This is a genomic window from Deltaproteobacteria bacterium, from assembly GCA_016210045.1.
Classification (GTDB): Bacteria; UBA10199; UBA10199.
In genome coordinates this window covers 218,515-241,390 of sequence record JACQUX010000009.1, presented here as the reverse complement: position 1 = coordinate 241,390, position 22,876 = coordinate 218,515, and the positions used below count along the sequence as shown (strand labels likewise).

General features: G+C 59.3%; 21 protein-coding genes and 1 tRNA gene. 17 read left to right on the top strand and 5 right to left on the bottom strand.

Features of this window, described 5'->3' with window-relative positions:
- The first annotated feature begins 24 nt into the window (after positions 1-24).
- The 7 genes from HY696_03050 (at position 25) to ndk (ending at position 6,515) form a co-directional block, all read left to right on the top strand.
- Positions 25-96 (top strand) — tRNA-Val (locus HY696_03050).
- Between the two features lies 1 nt (position 97).
- Positions 98-643, top strand: coding sequence for a hypothetical protein (locus tag HY696_03045; GenBank protein ID MBI4237383.1), 546 nt, complete (start codon positions 98-100; stop codon positions 641-643).
- 10 nt (positions 644-653) lie between these two features.
- Positions 654-1,373, top strand: coding sequence for a hypothetical protein (locus HY696_03040; protein ID MBI4237382.1), 720 nt, complete (start codon positions 654-656; stop codon positions 1,371-1,373).
- A gap of 75 nt (positions 1,374-1,448) precedes the next feature.
- The gene (locus tag HY696_03035) at positions 1,449-3,926 is read left to right on the top strand and encodes a hypothetical protein (GenBank protein MBI4237381.1); all 2,478 of its coding nucleotides are present in this window, start codon (positions 1,449-1,451) and stop codon (positions 3,924-3,926) included.
- Positions 3,927-3,998: 72 nt separating this feature from the next.
- Positions 3,999-5,156: an ADP-forming succinate--CoA ligase subunit beta gene (gene sucC / locus HY696_03030; GenBank protein ID MBI4237380.1), complete on the top strand. Its 1,158-nt coding sequence runs from the start codon at positions 3,999-4,001 to the stop codon at positions 5,154-5,156.
- Positions 5,157-5,158: 2 nt separating this feature from the next.
- Complete coding sequence (sucD, locus tag HY696_03025; protein ID MBI4237379.1) at positions 5,159-6,055, top strand: succinate--CoA ligase subunit alpha; 897 nt, start codon at positions 5,159-5,161, stop codon at positions 6,053-6,055.
- Between the two features lie 25 nt (positions 6,056-6,080).
- Positions 6,081-6,515 carry a nucleoside-diphosphate kinase gene (gene ndk, locus HY696_03020; GenBank protein MBI4237378.1) on the top strand — a complete coding sequence of 145 codons (435 nt, stop codon included), beginning with the start codon at positions 6,081-6,083 and terminating at the stop codon, positions 6,513-6,515.
- 12 nt (positions 6,516-6,527) lie between these two features.
- Here the strand turns inward: ndk and HY696_03015 are convergent, their stop codons facing one another.
- The 4 genes from HY696_03015 to HY696_03000 all read right to left on the bottom strand — a co-directional run bounded on the left by HY696_03015 (position 6,528) and on the right by HY696_03000 (position 9,260).
- Positions 6,528-6,905 carry a PIN domain-containing protein gene (locus tag HY696_03015; protein MBI4237377.1) on the bottom strand — a complete coding sequence of 126 codons (378 nt, stop codon included), beginning with the start codon at positions 6,903-6,905 and terminating at the stop codon, positions 6,528-6,530.
- Positions 6,893-7,108: a type II toxin-antitoxin system VapB family antitoxin gene (locus HY696_03010; GenBank protein ID MBI4237376.1), complete on the bottom strand. Its 216-nt coding sequence runs from the start codon at positions 7,106-7,108 to the stop codon at positions 6,893-6,895. The genes HY696_03015 and HY696_03010 overlap by 13 nt, the downstream gene beginning before the upstream one ends.
- A 122-nt stretch (positions 7,109-7,230) precedes the next feature.
- Entirely contained in the window at positions 7,231-8,811 is a 1,581-nt protein-coding gene (locus tag HY696_03005; GenBank protein MBI4237375.1) for a hypothetical protein, read from the bottom strand.
- Positions 8,812-9,026: 215 nt separating this feature from the next.
- The gene (locus tag HY696_03000; protein ID MBI4237374.1) at positions 9,027-9,260 is read right to left on the bottom strand and encodes a hypothetical protein; all 234 of its coding nucleotides are present in this window, start codon (positions 9,258-9,260) and stop codon (positions 9,027-9,029) included.
- On the opposite strand from HY696_03000, the gene HY696_02995 reads away from it, so the two are divergent.
- The 10 genes from HY696_02995 to HY696_02950 all read left to right on the top strand — a co-directional run bounded on the left by HY696_02995 (position 9,240) and on the right by HY696_02950 (position 21,639).
- Positions 9,240-10,712 carry a tetratricopeptide repeat protein gene (locus HY696_02995; protein MBI4237373.1) on the top strand — a complete coding sequence of 491 codons (1,473 nt, stop codon included), beginning with the start codon at positions 9,240-9,242 and terminating at the stop codon, positions 10,710-10,712. The two genes, HY696_03000 and HY696_02995, sit on opposite strands and share 21 nt — an antisense overlap.
- Entirely contained in the window at positions 10,687-11,478 is a 792-nt protein-coding gene (locus tag HY696_02990; protein ID MBI4237372.1) for a DUF4292 domain-containing protein, read from the top strand. Before HY696_02995 ends, HY696_02990 begins: the two co-directional genes overlap by 26 nt.
- Positions 11,475-13,085, top strand: coding sequence for a hypothetical protein (locus tag HY696_02985; protein MBI4237371.1), 1,611 nt, complete (start codon positions 11,475-11,477; stop codon positions 13,083-13,085). Before HY696_02990 ends, HY696_02985 begins: the two co-directional genes overlap by 4 nt.
- Positions 13,082-14,077 (top strand): ABC transporter permease, encoded by a 996-nt coding sequence (locus HY696_02980; protein ID MBI4237370.1) that lies wholly within the window; start codon positions 13,082-13,084, stop codon positions 14,075-14,077. The genes HY696_02985 and HY696_02980 overlap by 4 nt, the downstream gene beginning before the upstream one ends.
- Entirely contained in the window at positions 14,070-15,071 is a 1,002-nt protein-coding gene (locus HY696_02975) for an ABC transporter permease (protein MBI4237369.1), read from the top strand. The genes HY696_02980 and HY696_02975 overlap by 8 nt, the downstream gene beginning before the upstream one ends.
- A gap of 2 nt (positions 15,072-15,073) precedes the next feature.
- Positions 15,074-16,069 carry an ABC transporter ATP-binding protein gene (locus HY696_02970; GenBank protein ID MBI4237368.1) on the top strand — a complete coding sequence of 332 codons (996 nt, stop codon included), beginning with the start codon at positions 15,074-15,076 and terminating at the stop codon, positions 16,067-16,069.
- Positions 16,070-16,077: 8 nt separating this feature from the next.
- Positions 16,078-17,058, top strand: a complete 981-nt coding sequence (locus HY696_02965) for an ABC transporter ATP-binding protein (protein MBI4237367.1) — start codon at positions 16,078-16,080, stop codon at positions 17,056-17,058.
- 84 nt (positions 17,059-17,142) lie between these two features.
- Positions 17,143-17,679, top strand: a complete 537-nt coding sequence (locus HY696_02960) for a hypothetical protein (GenBank protein ID MBI4237366.1) — start codon at positions 17,143-17,145, stop codon at positions 17,677-17,679.
- A gap of 306 nt (positions 17,680-17,985) precedes the next feature.
- The gene (locus tag HY696_02955) at positions 17,986-19,617 is read left to right on the top strand and encodes a hypothetical protein (protein ID MBI4237365.1); all 1,632 of its coding nucleotides are present in this window, start codon (positions 17,986-17,988) and stop codon (positions 19,615-19,617) included.
- A 435-nt stretch (positions 19,618-20,052) separates the two neighbouring features.
- The gene (locus HY696_02950; GenBank protein MBI4237364.1) at positions 20,053-21,639 is read left to right on the top strand and encodes a hypothetical protein; all 1,587 of its coding nucleotides are present in this window, start codon (positions 20,053-20,055) and stop codon (positions 21,637-21,639) included.
- A gap of 6 nt (positions 21,640-21,645) precedes the next feature.
- Here the strand turns inward: HY696_02950 and HY696_02945 are convergent, their stop codons facing one another.
- A complete protein-coding gene (locus HY696_02945; protein MBI4237363.1) occupies positions 21,646-22,812 on the bottom strand; it encodes a type IV pilus twitching motility protein PilT in 1,167 nt (388 codons plus the stop codon).
- Between the last annotated feature and the right edge of the window lie 64 nt (positions 22,813-22,876).

Genomic DNA, 22,876 nt, shown 5'->3' with positions numbered 1-22,876 from the left:
CTTTACACGGAGGGTTACATCCCCGGGCGATTAACTCAGCGGTAGAGTACCTCCTTTACACGGAGGGAGTCACAGGTTCGAATCCTGTATCGCCCACATGGAAACGGAACGCATCTTGGCCCAATGGGACCAAGGGACACCAGAAACGGGATGGGTCGTGTTCCGTTACCGGCCGTTCGTCGCGGTGGCCCGTCTCCTCTACCCGCTCGTGATGGGCGGACTAGCCCTTGCCGGCTGGCTTTATCTCTTTGGCCGCCATTTTATGGCCCATCCGCTGCGTGAGGCGTTTCAACAGGCATTGGCGGACACCGAGACCAACCTCGTGTTCGCGTTTCTGCTGCTGTGGGCGTTGGCGTGCGCCATCGTGATTCTCCGTCGGCTGCGTGAACTGTGGAGCGCCGGTTCGAATGTCTTGCTGCTGACCCCGCACGGGATCGTGAAGCGCTTCAAGGGATGCGTCGAACATTTCCCATGGTCGGCCGTTAGCGGATGCACGCAACGAATCACGACGGGGCGTTCCCTCTGGCCGCAGCGCGAAATCTATTTTACCGACCAACGCACCGGGCGTGTGGTCCAACTCGTCGGCGGGCGCCAGTTCGGATCGCCGCAAGCGATGATGCAAGGCATCGCAATGTTCACTTGAAGGAGCGCGTATGCCGCCGATCCCAAATTTCACCAACCAACTGGTGTGGATGCAGTATCTCCCGTACATCCTGATGACCGTTTTCCTTGGCGGTGCGATCCTTTGGTACATGCTGGTTGGACGTCGCAGCCGTGTCGGAAGCTCCGGCATGGCACAATCGTACCAATCTTCCCTCAAGGCCTTTGCTGACGCAGTCGGCTTGCGCTACACCGAAGTGCCGAAATCGAATGATCGAGGCGTCATTCAAGGCGGTGGCGTGATCTTGTCCGGCGCATATCAAGGACACCCGATCGAAGTGCGTTTCGTTCACGAAACGCGCGAACAATCCGCCGGACTGACGCGCAGCTTCGTCTGCTCGCGCGACTGCGGCATTACCGTGCAAGGGGCCGGTGGCGGCGAATGGACGATCCGGCCCAAAGACGAACACCTGGTCGCGCGTCCCACCGGGGTCGAAGTCTTCGACATGGCGCTGGCGATGGTCGGCCCTCCGGGGGCCGTACGCACCGATCAGCTGGAGACATTGGGCCGCTACGGATGGATGCATTTGGAAAAACGCGACGGCCAGATCCGGTTTATCGACGATTTCATGGACCACATCCAGGTGACCAAAGGCTCGATGCGGATGCTGGCGACCACCCATCCCGTGTGGCGCACTACCGCGACGCAATGGGAAGTGGACATCTCCCACGCGAAGGCCTTCCTCGACCGCCTGGTGGAGCTTGCCAGTTAGAGTGCCGAAGACCTCTCCTGTGGTCGTCGGATAAAAATATTGACATCCAGTGCCCTGGCGGTGTGTGGTGGCGCCATGGCATTTGGCCGCATCATCAAGCCCCCAGCTGCTCTCCCGTCCTGCCAGTCGTTGCTGTCGCATGGAGTGCGGTTGGGAACTGCTCCGTTTCCGTCTGTGCTGCGGCGTGCGCATCCGCTGTCGCTGCCGACTCTGGATCGTGCATCAGCAGTCAGGAATCCAGGCCGCTTGCCGTCGGGATGGGGAGCCGCGATTGCCGCACGCCAGATTGCGATCCCGGCATCAGCCCTCTGGACCCGATTCGCCGGCCGCGCGTTGCCGTTGGCCTGTGCAACGCCGACGATTCAGGTCGCCGATGACGGGCAGATCATCGAGTCAGCCGTGGATGCCACGGCCCGACCGGCGCCGGCGGCCGTAGCACCGGCACGCGCGACCCCCAAAGACTCCGCACTGGCGACGGCGCGCGGTCTGACCGACGCCCAGTTGTCCGTCGTCCACGGTTTGCTCGATACGCACGAGTCGCTCGTGAGCACCTGGCCTCCGGCGAAACAGCGTTGGATCTATGATTTGTTCTGTGTCTTCGCGAGCCACTTGTTCCCGGCCACAAGCGCGCAGCTGCGGGAGTGGCCGACCGGACATGAGCGGGTGGTGAACGGGGCAGGACAGTACTACGATGACACCCTCAACGCCGCAACGGGCTCCGCAGTCGGCCTCGACGGGATCGTGCGTCAGATTGCACATCGACCGTTGATGGCGTGGCGACAGTTGGTGGCGCGAACCTTCACGACGTTGCGTGCCAATGAAGTCGTGGAGCGCGCCGGACTCGTCCCCGGCACCGTCATGTTGCCGCTGGCTGATATCCTCGCGGCGACCGGCCGCGCCGAGGAACCGCGGCTTGCAGGATCGACGGCGTCGAGCTTTCCTCAGTGGGAGGCGGCGCTGCGAGAAGTGACCCCCATTGCGGAGGCGGAAGCAGACGAATTGCGACCCTGGATCGCAGCGCAGTTGCGCGACGTCGTCGCGTTGCCGGCGGATCTGGACACGCGTCCGCCGATGGAATGCGTGCGGGCTTGCGGTGTCGCCTGGTTGTTGCGGTTACAGGCATTGCATCTGCTGTGTGCCACATGGGGAGCTCCATGGAACGGAGCGACGCTGGCGGAACGAACGGATGGAGCGGCCTTATTCAGCGCCGTCGGCGCGCATCTCCGGGAGCAGCAGCAGAGACTGAGTGCGTCGCAAGGAGAGCTGTCGTCTCAGGAGATTGAGCAACTGGCGGTGTTACAAACGGCGCTCGACTTGTTCGAGCATGCTCCGTCATTGGCGACCGTCGCACAGTGGTTTGCCGGGGCCGTGGCACCGCTGCATGCCGAGTCCGTGCCGCTGAGTTTCAGCGTATTCCTCGGTTTAGCGATCGTTGGAGATATGGGGCAATGGTCGATGTGGGTCGAACGCCTCGATGCCGATCCGGTATTATCCGCGTATCGTCTGGTCAGTGATTTTCTCCATGAACAAGCCGCAGCGACCATGGCCGAAAGCCCGCCGGATGGCGCCGGTACGCTGGCTGCGGAGCTGGCTGGACTGGTTCAAGACCCCGCACGTGCCAGGCAGTGCCGTGCGGTGTTAGCGGCCTTCGCGACAGCGACCGATGTGCAACTTGCCACAGGGGCCGGAACGCTCCTCAGCATGATCCCGGATCCGGATCTTGTCGCCGTTTCCGTAACAACTCCAGTCGCCCAGGACGCCCACGTGCCGACTTGGGTCCAACGTGCCCACGGCGCGGTCGAACATATGGGCGCATCGCACCAGTCGTGTGCCGCGCAATGGATTATTCAGCACTTGTCCGCCGTCTGTGATCTGGAGACCGCCCTTGCCGACATCCAAGATCCGGCAGAGCGACTTCGTCGCAGTGCGATCGAGTTGGTGCGTCGATTTGCCACCTTACATGCGGTCAATGTGTTGCTGGCGACGTGCGTGGAGGCGAGTTTCGGTCAGGCAACGCCGATCTGGATGGAGGCGGCCCGCGACGAACTCGCGCGGAGTTTGGCGACACTGCCGGACCCGCTCCGCGATGCGGAGGGGAACATTGCAGTGAATGTCGCGCTCCAACGAGCGACGGGCATGTGGCCACACGCCGTCGACTATGCGGCAATGCTGGCGTTCGATCGCTTCGAGATCCCCGTCTGGGTCGTGAATGTCGTCTGCGTGGCCTTTCGATTCGATCCAAAGCACTGGTCGAACTGGGTCGAGGCGCGGCGCGGCGAACCGCTCGCTGTGGTCGGCGCGTTGATCCGACTGTATCAACAATTGATCGATTCGCCCGATACCGTCGACAGTGAGACGCTCGCGGAAGCGAATCGCCTGCTAGCACAGTGGAACTCGCTCCGTGGAACGGATGCGGAGCATGCCAGGAACTGGCTCGTGGCCAACCGACTGCTCGCCGACTTCGAGGCCGCGCGCGAGGCGGAAGGCCGCGATGCCGTCTCCGTCCTTACCGCACTGCGCCAATTTGTGGACCCATCCGACAGCGCTGCGTAAGCGGCTGCTACGCCGAAATGCCCTACAATTCCCTTGCGAATCAATATCCCGTCGGTTAGACCTCCCGACCTTGTGAAGATCCACGAGTATCAAGCTAAGACGTTGCTCCAACAGTTCGGCGTCGTTGTGCCGGCGGGACGCGTCGCCGCCACTGCGGCCGAGGCCCGCCAGATCGCGACCGAACTCGGCGGCACCGTGGTCGTGAAGGCCCAAATCCACGCTGGAGGGCGCGGCAAAGGCGGCGGGATCAAGCTCGCGCCGACGGCCGCCGAGGCGCAATCCGCAGCGGAAGCCATTTTAGGCATGTGCCTCGTGACCCCACAGACCGGGGCCGAAGGTCGGATCGTCAAGCGCGTCTTGGTCGAACAGGCGTGTGAGATCGAACGTGAACTCTATCTCGGACTCGTGCTCGACCGCGCCATCGGCCGCGTGGTCATTATGGCCTCCGCCGAAGGCGGCGTAGAAATCGAAGAAGTCGCCGCCCGCCATCCCGAAAAAATTCTGAAAGTCGCGGTCGATCCGGCCGTGGGCTACCAAGGCTACCAAGGTCGGCAACTGGCGTTTCGGCTGGGTCTGCGTGGGCCGCAAGTGAAGGCCTTCGGCGCGCTGACCGCCGCGCTCTACCGCGCGTACTGCGAAGCGGACTGCACGTTGGTGGAAATCAATCCCCTCATTGTGACAAAACAAGGGGCGTTGTTACCGCTCGACGCCAAGGTCAACCTCGACGACAACGCCCTCGATCGCCACCCCGAACTCGCCGCGTGGCGCGATCTCGACGAAGAAGATCCCGCCGAGATCGAGGCCAAAAAGTTTGGGCTCAGTTACATCAGTCTGAATGGCAATATCGGCTGTATGGTCAACGGCGCTGGTCTCGCAATGGCTACAATGGACATCATTAAGTTGTACGGCGGCGAACCGGCCAACTTCCTCGATGTCGGCGGCTCGGCCCCGAAAGAAAGTGTCGCGGCCGCATTTCGCCTGATCCTGCGCGACCCGAAAGTGAAGGCGATCTTAGTGAATATTTTCGGCGGCATCATGAAATGCGACGTCATCGCGGAAGGGATCATCGCCGCCGCGCGAGAAGTCCAACTCCGAGTCCCCGTGGTCGTGCGACTCCAAGGGACCAACATGGCGCGCGGCCGCGAACTGCTGCAGAGCGCGGGATTAAGTCTCCATGCCGTTGAACGCTTCGACGAAGCCGCCGAACGCGTCGTGGGAGTGACAAAATAACTATGGGCATTTGGCTGCACAAAGGAACAAAGATCCTGACGCAAGGGATCACTGGGCAACACGGCCAGTTCCATACCCGCGCCTGCCGCGAGTATGGCGCGCAATTTGTCGCAGGGGTTACGCCGGGCAAGGGGGGCGAATCGTTTGAAGGCGTCCCCATCTTCGACACCGTCTCCGATGCCGTGGCCAAAACGGGCGCGACTGCCTCGATGATCTTCGTCCCAGCGCTGTTTGCGGCCGACGCCGTCCTCGAAGGGGTCGCGGCCGGACTCGAACTGATCGTCTGCATCACGGAAGGCATTCCCGTCATCGACATGTTAAAAGTGCGTCGCGCGCTGGAAGGGAGCCGCACCCGGCTGATCGGCCCCAACTGTCCAGGGCTCATTACTGCGGGCGAGAGCAAGATCGGCATCATCCCTGGCTCGATCTGCCGGCCCGGAAAAGTCGGTGTGGTGTCGCGCAGCGGCACCCTGACCTACGAAGCGATCGACCAACTCACGCGGTTGGGCTTAGGCCAAACCACCTGTGTTGGCATTGGGGGCGATCCACTTCCAGGGACCAATTTCATCGACTGTCTTTCGGCGTTTGCTACCGACCCCGCCACCCAAGGGATCGTGATGATCGGCGAAATCGGCGGGAGTGCCGAAGAAGAGGCGGCGGCTTTTATTCAGGCGAATGTCCGCAAACCGGTCGTGGCCTATATTGCGGGCGTGACGGCCCCGCCGGGACGGCGCATGGGGCATGCCGGTGCGATCATTGCCTCCACCGGGGGCGGATCCGCCTCTGGCGGAGGCGGCAAGGGAACGGCGAAGGAAAAAATGGATTGTTTGCGGGCCGCAGGGGTCCACGTCACGGAAAGTCCGGCCGATATCGGCAAGCTGATGGCGCAGGTGTTATAAATAGATCACAACAAGGAGTCATACTATGGCACTAGAAAAGACACTCGCGATCATTAAGCCCGACGCCATGGCGAAGGGCGTAGTCGGCGCGATCATCCAACGGATGGAAGAAAATAGCCTCCAGCCGATCGGAGTGAAACTCTTGCGTCTGACCCGCGAGCAGGCCGAAGGGTTTTACGCTGTCCATAAAGACAAGACCTTCTTCACGGAACTCGTGAACTTCATGACCAGCGGCCCGGTCGTGGTCACTTGTTTGCTCGGCGAGGCCGCGATCAACAAGTGGCGCGGTGTGATGGGTGCCACGAATCCGGACCAAGCCGTGGCCGGCTCCATCCGCCGCGACTTCGGCACCGACATCCAATGCAACGCGGTCCACGGCTCCGACAGCCCAGAAACCGCCCGCTTCGAAGTCGGCTTCTTCTTCGAACCGCAAGACCTCCACGAATACGAATGGCTGTGAGCGATTGGTCGCTTACTTCGTGTTCACCAGCTGCAAACCGTGAGCAACAAGTTGTTGAAAGTCGGTGTCTCCGGTGAGGAGTGGGACATCGTGGGTTATCGCTGTTGCCGCGATGATCACATCACCACTCCCCAGTTGGGGGCAGGTCGCTAACAGGTCTGCCGCCAGTCGGTATGTGGACTCGTCTGTAGGAAGCCACTCGAAACTCGCAAACGTGGCCGCATATTCCGCGCGTAATTGAGCCGTGCGAAACCCGCCGATAAACTCCACCCAAATTTGCCCACAAATTGCCGCTGCATTGCGCGCCACGAGGGACCACAACAACTGGCCAAGCGCATGGTCTTTCTTTCGATACAACGTAATCCATACGCTGGTGTCTACGAGGACCATGTGCCGGATTTGCGCCGCCGCTTCAGAGTCGATACGCTATGGGGCAGCCGCGTTGTGAAGAGTTTGTCGAGGAAGCTGAGTCGTTTTTGCAGTGCCAAGTAATCCCGCAACGTAGTCACGATCGCCTGGCTGTACCCTTTCTTTCCGCTGACCTTCAGTACGTCGCGCAAGAGTTCGTCCTCAATAGTGATCGTTGTCCGCATATGCAGATAGTGGCACGGGCTGGTGCAGCCGTCAACCGAATGTGCATCAGGGTGGGTACGCAAAAGCAGGAACCCCGCCTCGGTGGCCCGAGGCGGGGTTTGATGTTGGTGGGACAGGGGGATTATAAATTTGGTGGGGCAGTGGGGAGGGTGAAGACCGCTTCGACTTCGTCGAAGGCGCCATCCACATCGGCATCGGTCAAGGCTTGCAGGTCATTGCTGATCGCGACGGCCGGATCGGTATCGACGGCGCCATCCATATCGGAGTCGACTTCGAAGGTCCCGGTCCCGTCATATTCGCAGCTGTTGGTCAGCGCATAGCCGATCTGTTCATCGGTCACGACGAAGAGGTTGCTCGCGCTGTCCCATTCGATCGTCTGGAGCTGTGCGAGGTCTTGCAACGTATGGCTGCTGCCGGGGCCGGCCCAGTTACAGATGAAGCCGTTGATCGAACCATCCGTGCCGTCTACATCGGCGCCGTATCCGAAGAACGCGCTGCCGGAAGGGATGGAGCTGCTGGCGCCGTCCGCGTGGATGTTGAACACGCGCGTGAAGTTGTCTTGCGGGCCGGCCTGCCAGCTGAAGGCGTAGTCACCGGTCAACGTGGTCGGATCGAAGTTCGCGGTGAAGACGTTGAAGCTGTTGCCCCAACCATCCAAGTTGGTGCTCGACACTTTATCGGCCGGATTCACCAATCCGTCCACCGTGCCGTCCACGGCCGAGCCGCAAAATTCGGCCGTGCGCATTTCAAGATCCATGTCGTCCGCAGCCGCTGCATTGTACAACAGCGATCCGTTGTGCGTGATGTCAGAGCTGGAGCAATTGCCGGCGACCGACGAGTCATTCACCAGGTACGAGATCCGTCCTTGGAAAATCTCCGGGTCACTGGTCGGCACATGGGTCATCCGAACCACGATCGGGTGTGACGTGCCGCCCGGTGCATAGATCAAGTCGACTACATAAGAATATTGATCGCTGCCGGAGGCGTCGCTATGCGAGACCTCGGCGATGTAGAACGTCGTATCAGCGATCCCGAGCGCGTTCATTTCGGCCAACAGATCCACCGTGCTGTTGCTCGGCGGCGCAATCCCGTTTACGGCCGCCACGCAGATCAAGCTGGCCATCGATTCCAATGAGGCGAGTGACTTGCTTTGCATCCCTTCAATCCGGGCATCGAGTTGGGCCGAGGCGCAGGCATGGCCCGTGTCTGGATCGAGCGAGGCCCAGATCCCGACGTCGCCGACCGGCAGCTCGCCATCTTCCGTGCCGCCGGTGTCCGGATGGTCGACGTAATCGACCGTCGGGCCATAACAATCGGCATTCGATTCCTTCACTAAGAACGGCGCGGGATCGAAGGAGCAACTCGCGGGCGTCGTGCCGCTCAAGATTGCTTCAATCTCGGCCGTGATTGCCGCATATTCGCTCGAGATCCCCGTCCCGATCGATTTGCTGACCGAGGCCGAGGCACTGCTAGAGACCGACAACGGGGAGGCGACCGCGAGCGAGCTGGGGAACATGCTACTGTAGTCGCTGGCCGTACTCTCGGTTGTCGTTTCCCCGGACTCCGTTTCTCCGGACGAACTCCCCGTCGAGACAGTCCCGGAGACCGTCCCGCACGCCACGACGGTGGGGAGCACGACGAGTCCCAACCCCAGACGGAGTAACCGTCCCAGGCCTGTACTGCATGCGTTCCGTTGCTTCATATTTTCTCCTTTGTTGTGGTTGTTGTGTACGACCATGGCGCTATTATGCGACTTACTTATGCGGTATGACAATGGTTTCTGTGGTGGGAAATTAAAGATTCGTTCTCTTTTGTGTACACTATATCGATTGTGGGGCTTCGTGCGCGTGCAGGTCCTCGGAAGATCACTAGATTTGCTGCCTCCCTCTTTTTCTTTGCAATTCCGTGCCCCTCCTTTTACAGTGCCGCGCCGTGGGGAACGGTCACCGTGTCGGCGCGATCATCATTATATATGGACTGCTTGGCCTCATTGGCCGAGGCAGCGGTCTCGCTCAGGCTCGCGGCGAATCCCCCGGGCTCCCCGACGCTCGTCGTGTAATTCGCGAGACCCCGGCGGATCAGCGCGCCGCAGAGGCGATTCAAGTCTTTCTCCGCGGCCAGCAGTTGGCCTTGCAGCAACAAGATCCGCATAAAATCATCGATGCGCTCGACAAGACCATCGCGGCGTTTCCGGATCGGTCATCACTTTATTTCCAGCGCGCGACACAATATATCCGCCTCCAAGATTGGCCGCGGGCACGGCAGGACATCGAACGGGTACTCGTGCTCGATCCCACGCATGCGCAGGCCCATCTGATCCACGCCCAACTGTTGGCCTTCGATAACCAGCTCGATGTCGCGATTCGTGAATTGGAAGGCGTGCAGCGCCAGCCCAATCCTCCGAAGGAAATCGCGCTGGCATTGGCGCGGCTCTATCTCCAAGCCAAGCAATATACCCGCACCGAGCAGGCCTTGTTGTCGTTGGCGCGGCGCGATCCCGACGCGTTCGAGGCATTCTACGGACTGGGAACGCTGTACGGCACGCATCTGAAGCAACCGCAACGCGCGGTGCAAATGTATCTGAAAGCCGTCGCGTTGCAGCCGGAGAATCTCCAAGTCCGGATGGCGCTCGGACAATTGCTGCTCGACCTCAAACAATATCAGCGGGCGTTGGACACGTTGCTGGCATTGGAACGACACGCTGCCGGCGACCTTGCCGTGCAGTTACGGATCGCCGTGGTTTATTATGAAATGAAGGATTACGCGCACGCCGTGCAGCGGATCGAACGCGTGTTGGAACAAAACCCGACGGCGGACAAACTGCGTTATTACTTGGCCGTCATTTACGAAGAGGCGGGCAATTTCCCCAAAGCGGAAGCGGTCTACGACTCCGTGCCGGAGAAGTCGCAATTTTATAAAGACGCGCAGTTGCGGATCGCGATCCACTACGCGGATGCCAAGGATTTTGCCGCCGCGACGAAGGTCTTGCAACAAGCCGTGCGCCGGCGTCCGAAGGTTGTCGAGTTTTATGAATACCTCGCGTTCGTGTTGCAAGAACAGAAAAATGAGGCCGGCACGGCGCGGGTGTTACGCCAAGCCGTGCGGCACTTTCCGCAGCGACAGTCCTTGCTCTATGCATTGGCCATTTCCTACGAACGGCTGGGCCAACGCGACGACGCCGTCGCGATGATGAAAAAAGTCTTAGCACAGCAACCGAAGAACGTCGGCGCGTTGAATTATATCGGCTACACGTACGCGGAATGGGGCAAACACCTCGACGAGGCGGAGGAACTGCTGCAGCGCGCCGTGATGTTGAAGCCGAACGACGGTCATATCCTCGACAGCCTGGCCTGGGTCTATTTTCGTAAAGGTGACTTCGAGCGCGCGTTGGTGATGATCGAACAAGCCAACCGCTTTGCGCCCGGAGAACCGACCATCCTGCGGCACGCGGCCGAGATCTTGGTAAAATTGCGGCGCATCCCGGAGGCGCGAGTGCGATTGCACGAGGCGCAGACCTTGTTGACCAAACAACCGACACCCGACCCGAGTGAAGTCGCGGCCATTGAGAGGGTGACCCGTGAATTGGCGAACGTGGTGCAGTAGGAGTCTCTGTCTACTCTGTCTCAGTGCGTTGCTCGGTTGTGCGCCGCAAGGGACGACTGCGCATCGGCCGGTGCGTGGCGGCAAAGGCGCTCCTGGATTACAGGGCGCTGCGAGCCGCTTGGAAGCGCGCGACAGTCAATTGCAAGAGACCGGCATCTTGGGGACGTTCAAAAATGGCTGGTCGGTGCCATACGGGGATTGGAATTTCGCGGCCGTCGTGGCCGGAATGCACCGCGTCCGACTCGATCTCTTCGATCCGCTGGCTGGCTCGATTGGAACCTTGATCCTCAATGGCAAAACGGTCTGGTGGTATGCCCCCATGGCGGGACAGGCTTACCGGATGCCCGCCGACGCGGCGCATGTAGAACGTTTGTTGCGTATTCCGCTCGCGCCGACCGATTTGGCTAATCTGCTGCGCGGGCTCCCGCTGGGCGAAGACACCACATGGGTCAAGTGGCCGGCCGAATCGGCGCACGTGCTGCGCTCGCCGGATCAGCGGATGCGTCTCGAGTTCGATCCCGACTCGGGGATGTTGCGGCGCTGCCAGCGGTTGGGCCGCGGCAGCCGTGTCGAGTTGGAAGTCGAGTACAGCGAATATCGAACCGTCAAAGGGGTTGCGCTGCCGCATCACGTAACGATCCAAGATCCCCGTAACAGTCGGCGCGCCGTGTTGAATCTGACCGAAGTCACGCCACACGCGCGGCTCAAAGGGGACCCCTTTACCTTGGAACTGGATGGCAGCGTGGAGGTACACGAGTGGCCATGAAATGCCTCGGGCGCTGCGTCTGGTTCACCCTCGCGCTGTGGTTGCTGCCAAGTCTCGGCGGATGTCACTATCGCGTGGAGCGCGACCCCAGCGTCGTTGTCTACTACTTGCCCAGCGATCCCCAAAGTCTCAATCCGATCGTCGCGACCGACGCCACGCAAAATGTCGCCAATGAATTCGTGACGGAAACGCTGCTGCGGCGCACCAACGCGAACTTCAATCTAGAACCACTGCTGGCCGAACGTTGGGAGGAATCGCCCGATCACCTACACTACACGTTTTATTTGCGCCATGGCGTGCAATGGCATGATCACCAGCCATTTACTGCGCGCGATGTCCTCTATTCTTTCGAGCGAATCAACGATCCGAAAGTCGGCGCGGCACACTTAAGTTCCTACTTTCAGAAGTCGGGGATCACCGGCGCGGAGTTGCTCGACGATTTCACGATTCGTTTCAATCTGGAGCGCCCGTACGTCTTCGCATTGGAAACGATCGCCTTCATGCCGATTGTCCCGCGGCACGTCTTCGATAACGGCGAGGAGTTTCGGAAACACGCCGCCAACCGCGCGCCGATCGGCACCGGTCCGATGCGCTTTGTGGAATGGAAGACGGCGCGCCAAATCCGCGTGGAACGCTTCCCCGACTATTGGGGAACACCGATGGCGTTGCAGGGCGTGGTCTACAAGATCATCAACGATCAATGGGTGGCATTTCAGGCGTTGAAAAAAGGGGAGATCGATGTCTCCGGCGTGCGTGCCATTCAGTGGGCCAAACAGACCAACTCTGCGGCATTCCGACGACGTTTTACCAAGACGGAGTACGAACCGTATTCCGCAGGATACAGCTATATCGGTTGGAACTTGCGTCGCCCGCTGTTTGCCGATCGTCGCATCCGCCAGGCCCTGACGATGCTGATTCCACGCGAGGAACTGATCCGCAAACTCTTTTTTGGTTCCGGCCACGTCGCGGCCGGCACGTTCTATGATCATGGCCCGCAGCACGACCCGTCGCTTGCCCCGTGGCCGTACGATCCGGAGCGCGCGCTGCAATTGCTGGAGGAAGCGGGTTGGACCGATCACGACGGCGACGGCATTCGCGACAAGAACGGCGAGCCGTTCCGCTTTACGTTTCTCTATCCCGGGCCGAGCCGCACGGTCGACAGCTTGAGCAGTATTATTCGTGAGGACTTGCGGAAAGTCGGCATCATTGTCGAAGTGCGGCAGATGGAATGGACGGTCTTTTTGCAAACTACGCATGATCATCAATTCGACGCCGTATTTGGAGGTTGGACTGGCGACTACGAGTCAGACCCGCATCAGATTTGGCACTCCTCGCAGCAAGCGGAGGGTTCGAACTATATCGGTTTTGCGAATCCGGAAGTCGACCAACTGATCGAAGCGGCCCGCGTCGAGTTCGATCCAGCAAAGCGCAACGCGTTGTATCATCGGATGGACCGCATCATTCACGAAGAGCAACCGTGCACGTTCCTCTTTGTCTTCACGAGTCGTCTCGTCCGGCACCAACGCTTTACCCAAGTACAGGTCTATCCCGGCGGTGTCGATATGCGCGAATGGGGCGTCGGCCCGAGTGAGGTGTTGTACCAATGACCGCGTATCTCATCCGTCGGCTCTTATTAATGATCCCGACGTTTTTCGGGATTACGGTCATTACGTTCGTCATCATCCATCTGACCCCCGGCGACCCAGTGAAGTTAAAGATGCAGCAAGAGGGTGGGGGGATGAAGCCCGGCGTCGTGGCGACGGAAGTCATCGAACAGACGCGCAAGCTCTACGGGCTCGATCAACCGTTGTATGTGCAATACGGACGCTGGCTGCGGCGCATCGTCACGCTCGATTTCGGCAATTCGTTTCAAGACGAACGTCCCATTCTGCGCAAAATCGCCGAGGCCTTGCCGATCACGTTGCTGCTGAACCTGATTGCGATTTGCATCATCTATTGCATTGCCATTCCGACCGGTGTCTGGAACGCGTTGCGCGCCGGCGGCCTGTGGGATCAAGGCACGGCAGTCCTTTTTTATATTCTGTATTCGCTGCCCGCCTTTTGGGTCGCCTCGTTGTTGCTCATCTTTTTCGCCGGCGGCGATTATCTCAACTGGTTTCCGATCGTCGGCTTTATTTCAGAAGGTGCGGAACAGCTCTCCTGGTGGCAACGGGCCGGGAATGTCCTGTGGCACTTGGTTCTCCCGATTATCTGCATGACGTACGGCGGCTTTGCGTTCCTCTCCCGATTTAGCCGCTCCGTGATGCTCGATGTCGTGAAGCAAGACTACATGCGCACGGCGCGCGCGAAGGGACTTTCGGAATGGCGCGTCATTGTGCGTCACGGATTTCGTAACGCGTTAATCCCGTTTGTGACCCTCTTCGGCACGTTGCTCCCCGGGATGTTGGGTGGGAGCATCATCATCGAACAGATTTTCAGCGTGCCCGGAATGGGCCGATTGAGTTTCGAGGCCGTGATGGCGCGCGACTATCCGCTGGTGATGGCGCTCGCCACGATCGATTCGTTGCTGACACTGATCGGCCTGTTGCTCTCCGACTTGCTCTACGCCGTCGTCGATCCCCGGGTGAGCTATGAATGACCGCGCACGCGAATCGTATTGGCGCGTAGTCTGGGCGCAATTCCGCCGCCATCGACTGGCGCGGTTCGGCTTCGGCGTCGTCGTGTGGCTCACGTTGATCGCGACGCTCGCGCCGTTCATCGCGAATCACAAGCCGCTGCTGCTGAAGTGGCAAGGTCATTGGTATTGCCCGATCATTCAATCCGTGCCGAATCTTCCCGAACATGCGAATTTCCTGGCCTGGCGGGCCTATCCGCCGATCGGTACGACCGTTGTAATGCCGGCGATTCCCTATTCGCCGACCGGTTACGACTTGGACGCCATTCTTGAAGCGCCGAGTTTGACCCATTGGCTCGGCACCGACGACCAAGGGCGCGATGTCGCCGCGCGCATGGTCCACGGGACCCGCTCTTCGCTCTCGATCGGCTTCATTGCCGTTGCGATCGCCGGATTCATCGGCATCGTGCTCGGCGCATGGGCCGGCTATTACGGTGGCATCGTCGACATCCTGCTCTCCCGACTCATCGAAGTGATGTATTGTTTCCCTACATTCTTTTTAATCCTCGCGGTCCTCGCCTTTGTGCAACCGAGCATTTACAACATCATGATCGTGATCGGTCTGACCGGCTGGACCGGGATTGCGCGACTGGTGCGCGGCGAGTTTTTAAAGCTCAAGGGCCAGGACTTCGTGGCCGCCGTCACGGTGTTGGGAGCGAGCCACGCCCGAGTGATGTTTCGTCATCTGTTGCCGAACGCGTTGGCCCCAGTCCTGGTGAGTCTCTCCTTTGATGTTGCGTCCGCGGTGCTCGTGGAATCGAGTCTGAGTTTCTTAGGATTCGGTGTGCCGCCGTATGAACCGAGTTGGGGCGGTATCATTTCCCAGTCGCGCGACTTTCTCGATATCGGATGGTGGCTGACGCTCTCGCCCGGTTTTGCAATCTTCCTGACGATCACCGCGTTCAATCTGATCGGCGAAGGTCTACGAGACGCGACTGATCCACGGTTGAGGGGATAGCGATGGCACTGTTGGAAGTCGAACAACTCCGTACGTATCTCTCGATGCAAGGCCGCGTGGTGAAGGCCGTCGATGACGTCTCGTTCACGGTCGATGCGGGTGAGACGCTCGCATTGGTTGGGGAGTCGGGATGCGGCAAGAGCATGACGGCGCTTTCGCTGTTGCGATTGATTCCGGAACCACCAGCCAAGATTATCGGCGGTTCCGTCTGGCTGACCGTCGCGGGCGCCCGCACCGATTTACTCAAGCTCTCCGGCACGGAGCTGCGCGCGGTGCGGGGTCGCGATCTCGCGATGATTTTCCAAGAACCGATGACGGCGTTGAATCCCGTGATGCGTGCCGGCTCCCAAATCGCAGAGGCAATCCAAACACATGAGCGGACCTCCGGCGATGCAGTGCAGGCTCGCGTGATGGAGTTGCTGCAACTGGTTGGCATCCCGGAACCGCGATTGCGCGCCGCTGCGTACCCTCACGAATTGAGCGGTGGGATGCGTCAACGCGTGATGATCGCGATGGCGCTGGCCGGACGTCCGAAGCTGCTGATTGCCGACGAGCCAACCACAGCGCTCGATGTGACGGTGCAGGCGCAAATCTTAAGTCTGTTACAGTCATTGCAGCAGCGGTTTGGGATGGGATTGGTGCTGATTACGCACGATCTCGGCATTGTTGCGCAAGTCTCGGATCGTGTGGCCGTGATGTACGCCGGTAAGATCGTCGAGTCCGCAGGCGTGCGCGAGCTGTTCGCGCGTCCCCGGCATCCGTACACGGTCGGCCTATTACATGCCGTGCCGCAGTTAAGTGAAGGGCACAACGTCGAACGTTTGACGACGATTCCCGGACGTGTTCCCGATTTAGCGCAATTACCGATCGGCTGTGCCTTTCAAGACCGTTGCCCACGAGTGCAATCGCAATGTCGGGAAGTGGCGCCTCCATTGGAAATGTGTGGTGATCGCCATGCCGTTCGTTGTTTCAATCCAGTCGTGGGCGAAAAACAGTGAAAGTGACTATGGACTTGCTCGAGATTCATGACGTTGCCAAATATTTTCCGGTGCGCCACGGAGTCTTCGGTCGCGCGCACGAATGGGTGCGCGCGGTCGATGGAATTTCGCTCCACGTCGCAGCCGGTGAGACGCTCGGCATTGTCGGCGAGAGCGGCTGCGGCAAATCGACGCTGGCGAAACTCGTCGTCCGTCTCTTGACGCCGGATCGTGGTCGAATCCACTTCGCCGGCCGCAATTTGGCGGAGGTCCGTACCAAGGAACTTCAGGCGCTGCGTCGCGAATTCCAAATGATCTTTCAAGACCCGTTTTCCAGCCTGAATCCGCGGATGGTGGTGGGAGATCTGCTCGCCGAACCGTTGCAAATCCATCGGCTCGGAACGCCTCGGAAACGACGGGAACGCGTTGCGGAACTATTAGAGCTAGTCGGCTTGTCGAGCGAAACCGTCGGACGCTATCCGCACGAGTTCAGTGGCGGTCAGCGGCAGCGGATCGGGATCGCACGGGCGTTAGCGCTGCAACCGAAATTGTTGGTCGCCGATGAACCGGTCTCGGCCCTCGACGTCTCGGTGCAAGGCGAGATCGTCAATTTGTTGCACGATTTACAATCCCGTCTGGGACTGACGATCTTGCTGATCTCGCATGACTTACGCGTCGTCTCGCATCTGTGCCATCGCGTCGCCGTGATGTATTTAGGGAAGATCGTCGAACTCCTGCCGGCCGCGACCCTGTCCGCTGCGGCACATCCGTACACGCGGTCCCTGATGGCCGCAGTCCCGCGCCCCGATCCGACGCAGCGGGCGGCGGTGCAACCGTTGAGTGGCGACGTGCCGTCTCCACTTCGTATCCCAACCGGTTGTCCGTTTCATCCGCGCTGCCCGCTGCGTGAACTGCCGCGCTGTGCGGAACAAGTGCCGTTGCTCGAGGCGAAACGGTCGGCCCAGTGGGCAGCGTGTCATCTCGTTGGGCGCGAGGCGTCGGCGGAGTGATTGCGGGGAGCGGAGTTTAGTGCTTAAGTGCGTAAGTGCTTGAGTGCGTAAGTTGGGGAGTGAGTGCAAATGTGGAGTGTTGGCATGGTGACGTTGAGGCTTGACCAATATCGGTGGTGCGCAGTGATGATGTGCGTGTTCTTTGCCGGATGTGCGGCGCAGCAAGCGCAGGCGCCGACGGCCAAGGAGGGGACGATTGTCGTGGCGGCCGGCACGCAAATTCCGGCGCTTGGGTTGGCGTTCGACGTCAGTTACGACCCATCCACGGATCGGATCATCCCCGGCTATCGATTTTTGCAAGTCGCCATCCGCAACAATTCGCTCAGCATCATCCCGCTCGATCCGCGACAAGATCGCTGGTCGGTGGTCGATCGCCGCGGCAATCGGCGTCGGGCTGTGATGAATCTGCGCGAGAGCGATCCCGATGTCTGGGCCAAGTTGCCGGCGCGCTTACGTCAATTGATCGAATACCCGCTGCTGGTCGAGATCGGGACCACACAAGCGATTGATCTCATTTTTCCCGACCGCCTCGACCTCAGCGAATTCCGTTCCGCCATTTTCGAGAGTGCCGGACTGAACCGCATCATCGAAGTCTACGCCCGCGAAACGGGTCCTCGCTGATTATTATCCGATGTTCCGCCAAATTGACTGCGCACCGCGTCATCGTCAGAATAATGTCTTTTTAAAATTAATAAGTTAACTTAATTTTATCATTATGATGCATTTTAATAATTAATGGGGTCGTGTTCTCTATTTTCTCTACCGCAATAAATGCCTAATTGTCCCTCTAGTATCTCAATAAATAAGGTCAAATAAAATAGGGTCATAAAAAACCCTCTGTGGCACAGGCATTGCTTTTACTCCTCTCCAAAAGGGGGGTAAATGCCACACGGAAAAAAACCCATTGTATTGTCAGTAAGTAGTGTAATGGGGTTGTTTTTTCTGCTGACGGGATGTGGTGGCACCTCGGAGAGTGGAGCCCGGGCTGGAATTTCGGTCGGGAATGGCGAACCGGCGACGGTGACCAATACGGTGGCGAACCCCGCCGCGATGCAGCCAGGGGATCTGTACCAACTGACCTTCAAAGGCGGGGCCTCTGCCGCGATCGATTTGAGCGGTGCTAGCGATGATGCCGAATATGCGCTGGCCGTGATGAATCTCGGGGTGCGAGGCGCCGCGGCCCAAGTGCAATTGGTCGGGAATGAGTCGGCCATTCCGGTGGCAGCAAAGGGGACCGCGGCCGATCTCAACGCGAGCATCCCCGATGTGGCTGCGGAAGTTGAAGACTGGGATCTCCAAGGAGTGTTCGATGCCCAGCTGCGTCTCTGGGAGACGGCGATGGAACGCGAGCCGTTGGATGATAGCCCAGCCCTGCTCAGCAAGGCGGCCGGTACTCGCAGCGACTATGTCGTTGGCGATGAACGCGCATTCCGCGTGATCAGCAATCTGAATTCCGTCTCGCAATATGCAGAGCCGACCGGGGAGGTCCGTTGTGTCGGCGACAACGTCGTCTTTTTTGTCGATACCGCAGTGAGCCGTCGCAGTGCTGCGTTAACCGATGCCGATATCGAAACCCTCTGTCGGCGCTTCGACCGGCAGCTCGAGAAAGAAGTCGGGCTGTTCGGTGCGCCGTCGGACATCAACGACGACGGCAAGGTCTCGGTCTTTCTGACCCCGCAAGTGAATCGGCTCGGGGCCTCGGGCGGCGGCATTATCACCGGTTTTTTCTTCGCGAATGATTTGTTGGCGCGGGCAGAGCGGAATCCCGTCAGTAACGAACAGGAGATCATTTATCTCCTCGTGCCGGACCCGGATGGTGACTATGGCGTCCCAATCGGCCGTGATTTGGCGCTGCAGAACCTGATTCCGGCGGTCCTCGTGCATGAACTGCAACACGCGATCAATTACAACCAACACGTCTTAGCGGGTGAAGGGGCGCCGGAAGAATCGTGGCTGAACGAAGGGCTCTCGCATTTGGCAGAAGACCTATTGGGGATGGGGATGGAAAATCCGTCGCGCTATGCCCTTTATTTGGAGCGGACTGCCGGCAATCCGATTGTGACGCCGACCTCGCCGGGTTTGGTCGCCCGTGGCGGTATTTTTCTCTTTCTCCGCTATCTCTACGAGCAAGTCGGCAATCGACAGGAGTTTGTCTGGGAATTGCTGCATGGCAGTGAATCGGGGGTGGCGAACCTCGAGGCGGCCGTTGGGTCTACGAATGATGGGTTTGACCAATTTGCGGAGTTCATGATGCGCTGGAGTGCGACGTTGGCGCTGAATGACACCGGCTTGACGAAGGATGCGCGGTATCAATATGCGGAACGGGCGTGGGATGCGGAGCAGGGCCTGTTCAGCGGCGTTTGCACGATTTGTGCGGCGGAAGATTTTCGTGGGACGGAGCTCGCCGGCGTGCAACCGCTGCTCTATACCGGCCATTCCACGGCCCAGCTCGCGCCCGCGGCCGTGCAGTACTACGTCGTGACCGGCGCACAGCAGCGCGTGACGCTCTGGGCAGGTGGCAGCGGAGAATTCGGGGCGGTCCTGATCCGAACTAAATAGCCAGGCGCCGTAACCTATCTCTCTCCGATGGGGACAGGTACCGTCAAATGCCCATAATATGGGCATTTGACGGTACCTGTCCCCATCGAATGGTTTTAAAGTTGGGTGGCTCAATGCATCTGGATTTAATCTGGGTCGAATAATACTTGAATGGCTCATTTCGAAATTCCTGCGTAACTATCAGTAATAAAACAGCATATATGCTTGCCGACACGCTAATCGGGTGTCGGATAACCTGAATTGTTCTCCGACGCGCATTAGTGTTGCCCAGCGGAATAATCGTACAAATAAATAATATATAACACTATTTTCAGCTGTGCGTCGCAGAAGTGATGGTCGGCACGGCCTTTGCTGATTATCCGACTTAGGGTGGAGGTCAGCAACCTACATAGCGAGGTCCGATGTCGACGTACAGGGGTACGGTGGGGGATACCCTTGTATGTCGCATTGTTCTTGGTCGCGGGTTGTGGGAGTCCGTCGGGGACGACCAGTTCAACCAGCCGTAGCGCCGTGACGGAGGGGAACGAAGCCGCCGGGGCAACGAGCATTGCCAGCAGTATCTCCGCGATGAATCCCGGCGATCTCTATGCGGTTGAGCTCTCCGCCGCAGCGACCACGCTCGATCTGTCGAGTGGGGCCTCCGGGGCGGAGTATCTGTTACTGATTCAATCGACGTTGACGAACGGAGGCAGTCTGACGGCCAGTGTCGCCGACGCGGGGTTGACTCCGCCGTCGACCGCAAAGTCGGCCGGCATCGATGGCGCGGTCGATATCCAAGAACGATTCGACGCCTTTCTGCGCGACGCGGAACGAGAGTTGCCGAGTGAGACGGCGGAGCGCGGCGCTGTGTCGCTCGCCAAGTCGATCGTAAAAACCGTCCAAGTCGGACAGTCGGAAAGCTTTCGCGTGCTCGCCTCGCTCTACTCGACTTCGGCCTATCGCACGGTGAATGCCACGGTGAAATGCGTCAACCAACATGTGGCAGTCTATCTGGATGACGAGGTGCCGTCCGCTCTGACGAGTGAGCAATTGCTCGCACTCTGCTCCCAATACGAGAGTTCGCTGACCACCGAATTCTCGATCCTCGGTGATCCGCCGGATATGAATGGGGATGGCGTCATTACGGTTCTGCTCACGAAGGCCGTCAATCAACTTGGTGGGAGTGGGGGTGGGATCGTGACCGGATTTTTCTTTGCCGGCGATCTACTGCCGCAAACGGGGAGCAATCCGGCCAGCAATGAACAAGAGATCGTGTTTGCACTGGTACCGGATGAAGCCGGGACTTACGGAACGCCGATTCCGACCGATTTTGCATTATCTAATCTCCTCTCCGCCGTGATTCCGCACGAGGTGCAGCATCTGCTCAGTTACTATTATCACGTGTTAGAAAATGACGGCACGGCCGAGACAACGTGGTTGAACGAGGCGATGTCGCATTTGATTGAAGATGTCGTCGGCTACGGACAAGAGAATCCGTCGCGCATAGAACTCTTCTTGGCGGAGACGTATTCGGCGGGGTTGATTCCGACAAGTTCTCCTGATTTGGCGGAGCGGGGGGCCGGATATCTCTTCCTCCGCTTCTTGTACGAGCAGGCAGCGGATGGGAACGGTTTCTTGCGCACGTTATTACAGACGCCACAGAGTGGGGTGATGAATGTGGAATCGGCTTTTGCAGGGTCGAGTGGGAGTTTCGATGAATGGGACGAATTTATTTTCCGCTGGGGCGTGGCCATTGCGGTGACAGACGCGGACGTGACCACCGATAGCCGCTATGTCTACGAAGGGCGGAATTTCAACAGCACGACGAATCATTACCAAGGGGTCTGTCTCATCTGTGAAACCGAAGATGGGCGCGGTACGTTGTTGTCTGGGGTGGGTGCGTTGGAGGTCGGGTCGATCGGCAATGTGAGCATTTCTGCTTCAGCCGGCGCGTACTATGATCTTGCTACACCGCCGTCCAGCGTGACGATTCAGGGCAATAGTGAGGACTCGTTGCGGGCCGTACTGATGCGGACGCGATAACGGAGTTTACCCCTTTTGGGCAGGCTGGCGGCCGAGGGTCTTCATCCGGTCATCTGCTGCCGCTGCACCGCCTGGCTGCACAGCGCGTCCGAGTGCGGCGGGTCCCATCGTGCGGAATTTTTCCATCAAGTGCATGAACTCGTCGCGATCGGTGCTCCGGCGGACGCCTTCTTCGAACGGGATCACTTGGTGGCTGACGAGATTCGCCAACGCTTGGTTCATCGTGAGCATCCCTGATTTGTCTTGGCCGACTTGCATCGAGGCGTAGATCTGGTGCGTCTTATTTTCCCGAATCAAATTCCGAATAGCAGCATTCGGCACCATGATCTCTTGCGCCAGCACGCGTCCGCCGCCGTTGCGCGGCATCAGTTGCTGCGTGACGACGGCCTCGAGGATGAACGAAAGCTGGGTGCGGACTTGGGGTTGTTGATGCGGCGGAAAGACGTCGATGATGCGGTCGATCGATTGGACGGCCGTATTGGTGTGCAGGGTTGCGAAGACTAAGTGCCCCGTCTCGGCTGCGGTGACGGCGTTCTGGATCGTTTCCAGATCGCGCATTTCTCCGACCAGAATGACGTCCGGATCCTGGCGCAATGCGTATTTGAGCGCGAGCGAGAAGCTGTCGGTGTCGCTGCCGACTTCCCGTTGCGCGATCACGCAATTTTTTTGCACGTAGAGATATTCGATCGGATCTTCGATCGTGATGATATGGTCGTGTCGTTGTTCGTTGATCCGATCGAGTAACGCGGCCAACGTTGTGGATTTTCCGCTGCCGGTCGGTCCGGTGACGAGCACGAGTCCGCGCGTACGTTCGGTCAAGTGGATCAGGATGTCCGGGAGCCCTAACTCTTCGATCGTGGGGATGCGGAAGGGGATTTGGCGGAAGGCCCCGGCCATGCTGGCCTGTTGCCAAAAAATGTTGGCGCGGATCCGGCAGCGTTCCCCGATCCCGAACGAAAAATCGAGTTCGCGCGCGGTCTTAATTTTTTCCCGTTGTTCCGCACTGATCGGTTCACAGCAGAGGCGCAGCGTGTCTTCGGCAGTGAGGGCCGGATATCCTTCGAGGGTCTTGAGGTTGCCGTCGACGCGGATTTGGGGTGGGGAGCCGGCGCCGACGTGGAGGTCGGACGCGTTGACCGCGAGGGCCTTCTCGAGCAGTTCTTTGAGTGTCATGGCCATGTATCCCCCCCTGGATGGAGAGAGCCTAGCATATTCCTGCTTCCGAATCGACGGGTGA

Coding starts and splice junctions, on each gene's coding strand:
- HY696_03045 (MBI4237383.1), top strand. CDS start 98: ATGGAAACGGAACGCATCTTGGCCCAATGGGACCAAGGGACACCAGAA.
- HY696_03040 (MBI4237382.1), top strand. CDS start 654: ATGCCGCCGATCCCAAATTTCACCAACCAACTGGTGTGGATGCAGTAT.
- HY696_03035 (MBI4237381.1), top strand. CDS start 1,449: ATGGCATTTGGCCGCATCATCAAGCCCCCAGCTGCTCTCCCGTCCTGC.
- sucD (MBI4237379.1), top strand. CDS start 5,159: ATGGGCATTTGGCTGCACAAAGGAACAAAGATCCTGACGCAAGGGATC.
- ndk (MBI4237378.1), top strand. CDS start 6,081: ATGGCACTAGAAAAGACACTCGCGATCATTAAGCCCGACGCCATGGCG.
- HY696_03015 (MBI4237377.1), bottom strand. CDS start 6,905: ATGGTCCTCGTAGACACCAGCGTATGGATTACGTTGTATCGAAAGAAA.
- HY696_03010 (MBI4237376.1), bottom strand. CDS start 7,108: ATGCGGACAACGATCACTATTGAGGACGAACTCTTGCGCGACGTACTG.
- HY696_03005 (MBI4237375.1), bottom strand. CDS start 8,811: ATGAAGCAACGGAACGCATGCAGTACAGGCCTGGGACGGTTACTCCGT.
- HY696_03000 (MBI4237374.1), bottom strand. CDS start 9,260: ATGCGGATCTTGTTGCTGCAAGGCCAACTGCTGGCCGCGGAGAAAGAC.
- HY696_02985 (MBI4237371.1), top strand. CDS start 11,475: ATGAAATGCCTCGGGCGCTGCGTCTGGTTCACCCTCGCGCTGTGGTTG.
- HY696_02980 (MBI4237370.1), top strand. CDS start 13,082: ATGACCGCGTATCTCATCCGTCGGCTCTTATTAATGATCCCGACGTTT.
- HY696_02975 (MBI4237369.1), top strand. CDS start 14,070: ATGAATGACCGCGCACGCGAATCGTATTGGCGCGTAGTCTGGGCGCAA.
- HY696_02970 (MBI4237368.1), top strand. CDS start 15,074: ATGGCACTGTTGGAAGTCGAACAACTCCGTACGTATCTCTCGATGCAA.
- HY696_02965 (MBI4237367.1), top strand. CDS start 16,078: ATGGACTTGCTCGAGATTCATGACGTTGCCAAATATTTTCCGGTGCGC.
- HY696_02960 (MBI4237366.1), top strand. CDS start 17,143: ATGGTGACGTTGAGGCTTGACCAATATCGGTGGTGCGCAGTGATGATG.
- HY696_02955 (MBI4237365.1), top strand. CDS start 17,986: ATGGGGTTGTTTTTTCTGCTGACGGGATGTGGTGGCACCTCGGAGAGT.
- HY696_02945 (MBI4237363.1), bottom strand. CDS start 22,812: ATGACACTCAAAGAACTGCTCGAGAAGGCCCTCGCGGTCAACGCGTCC.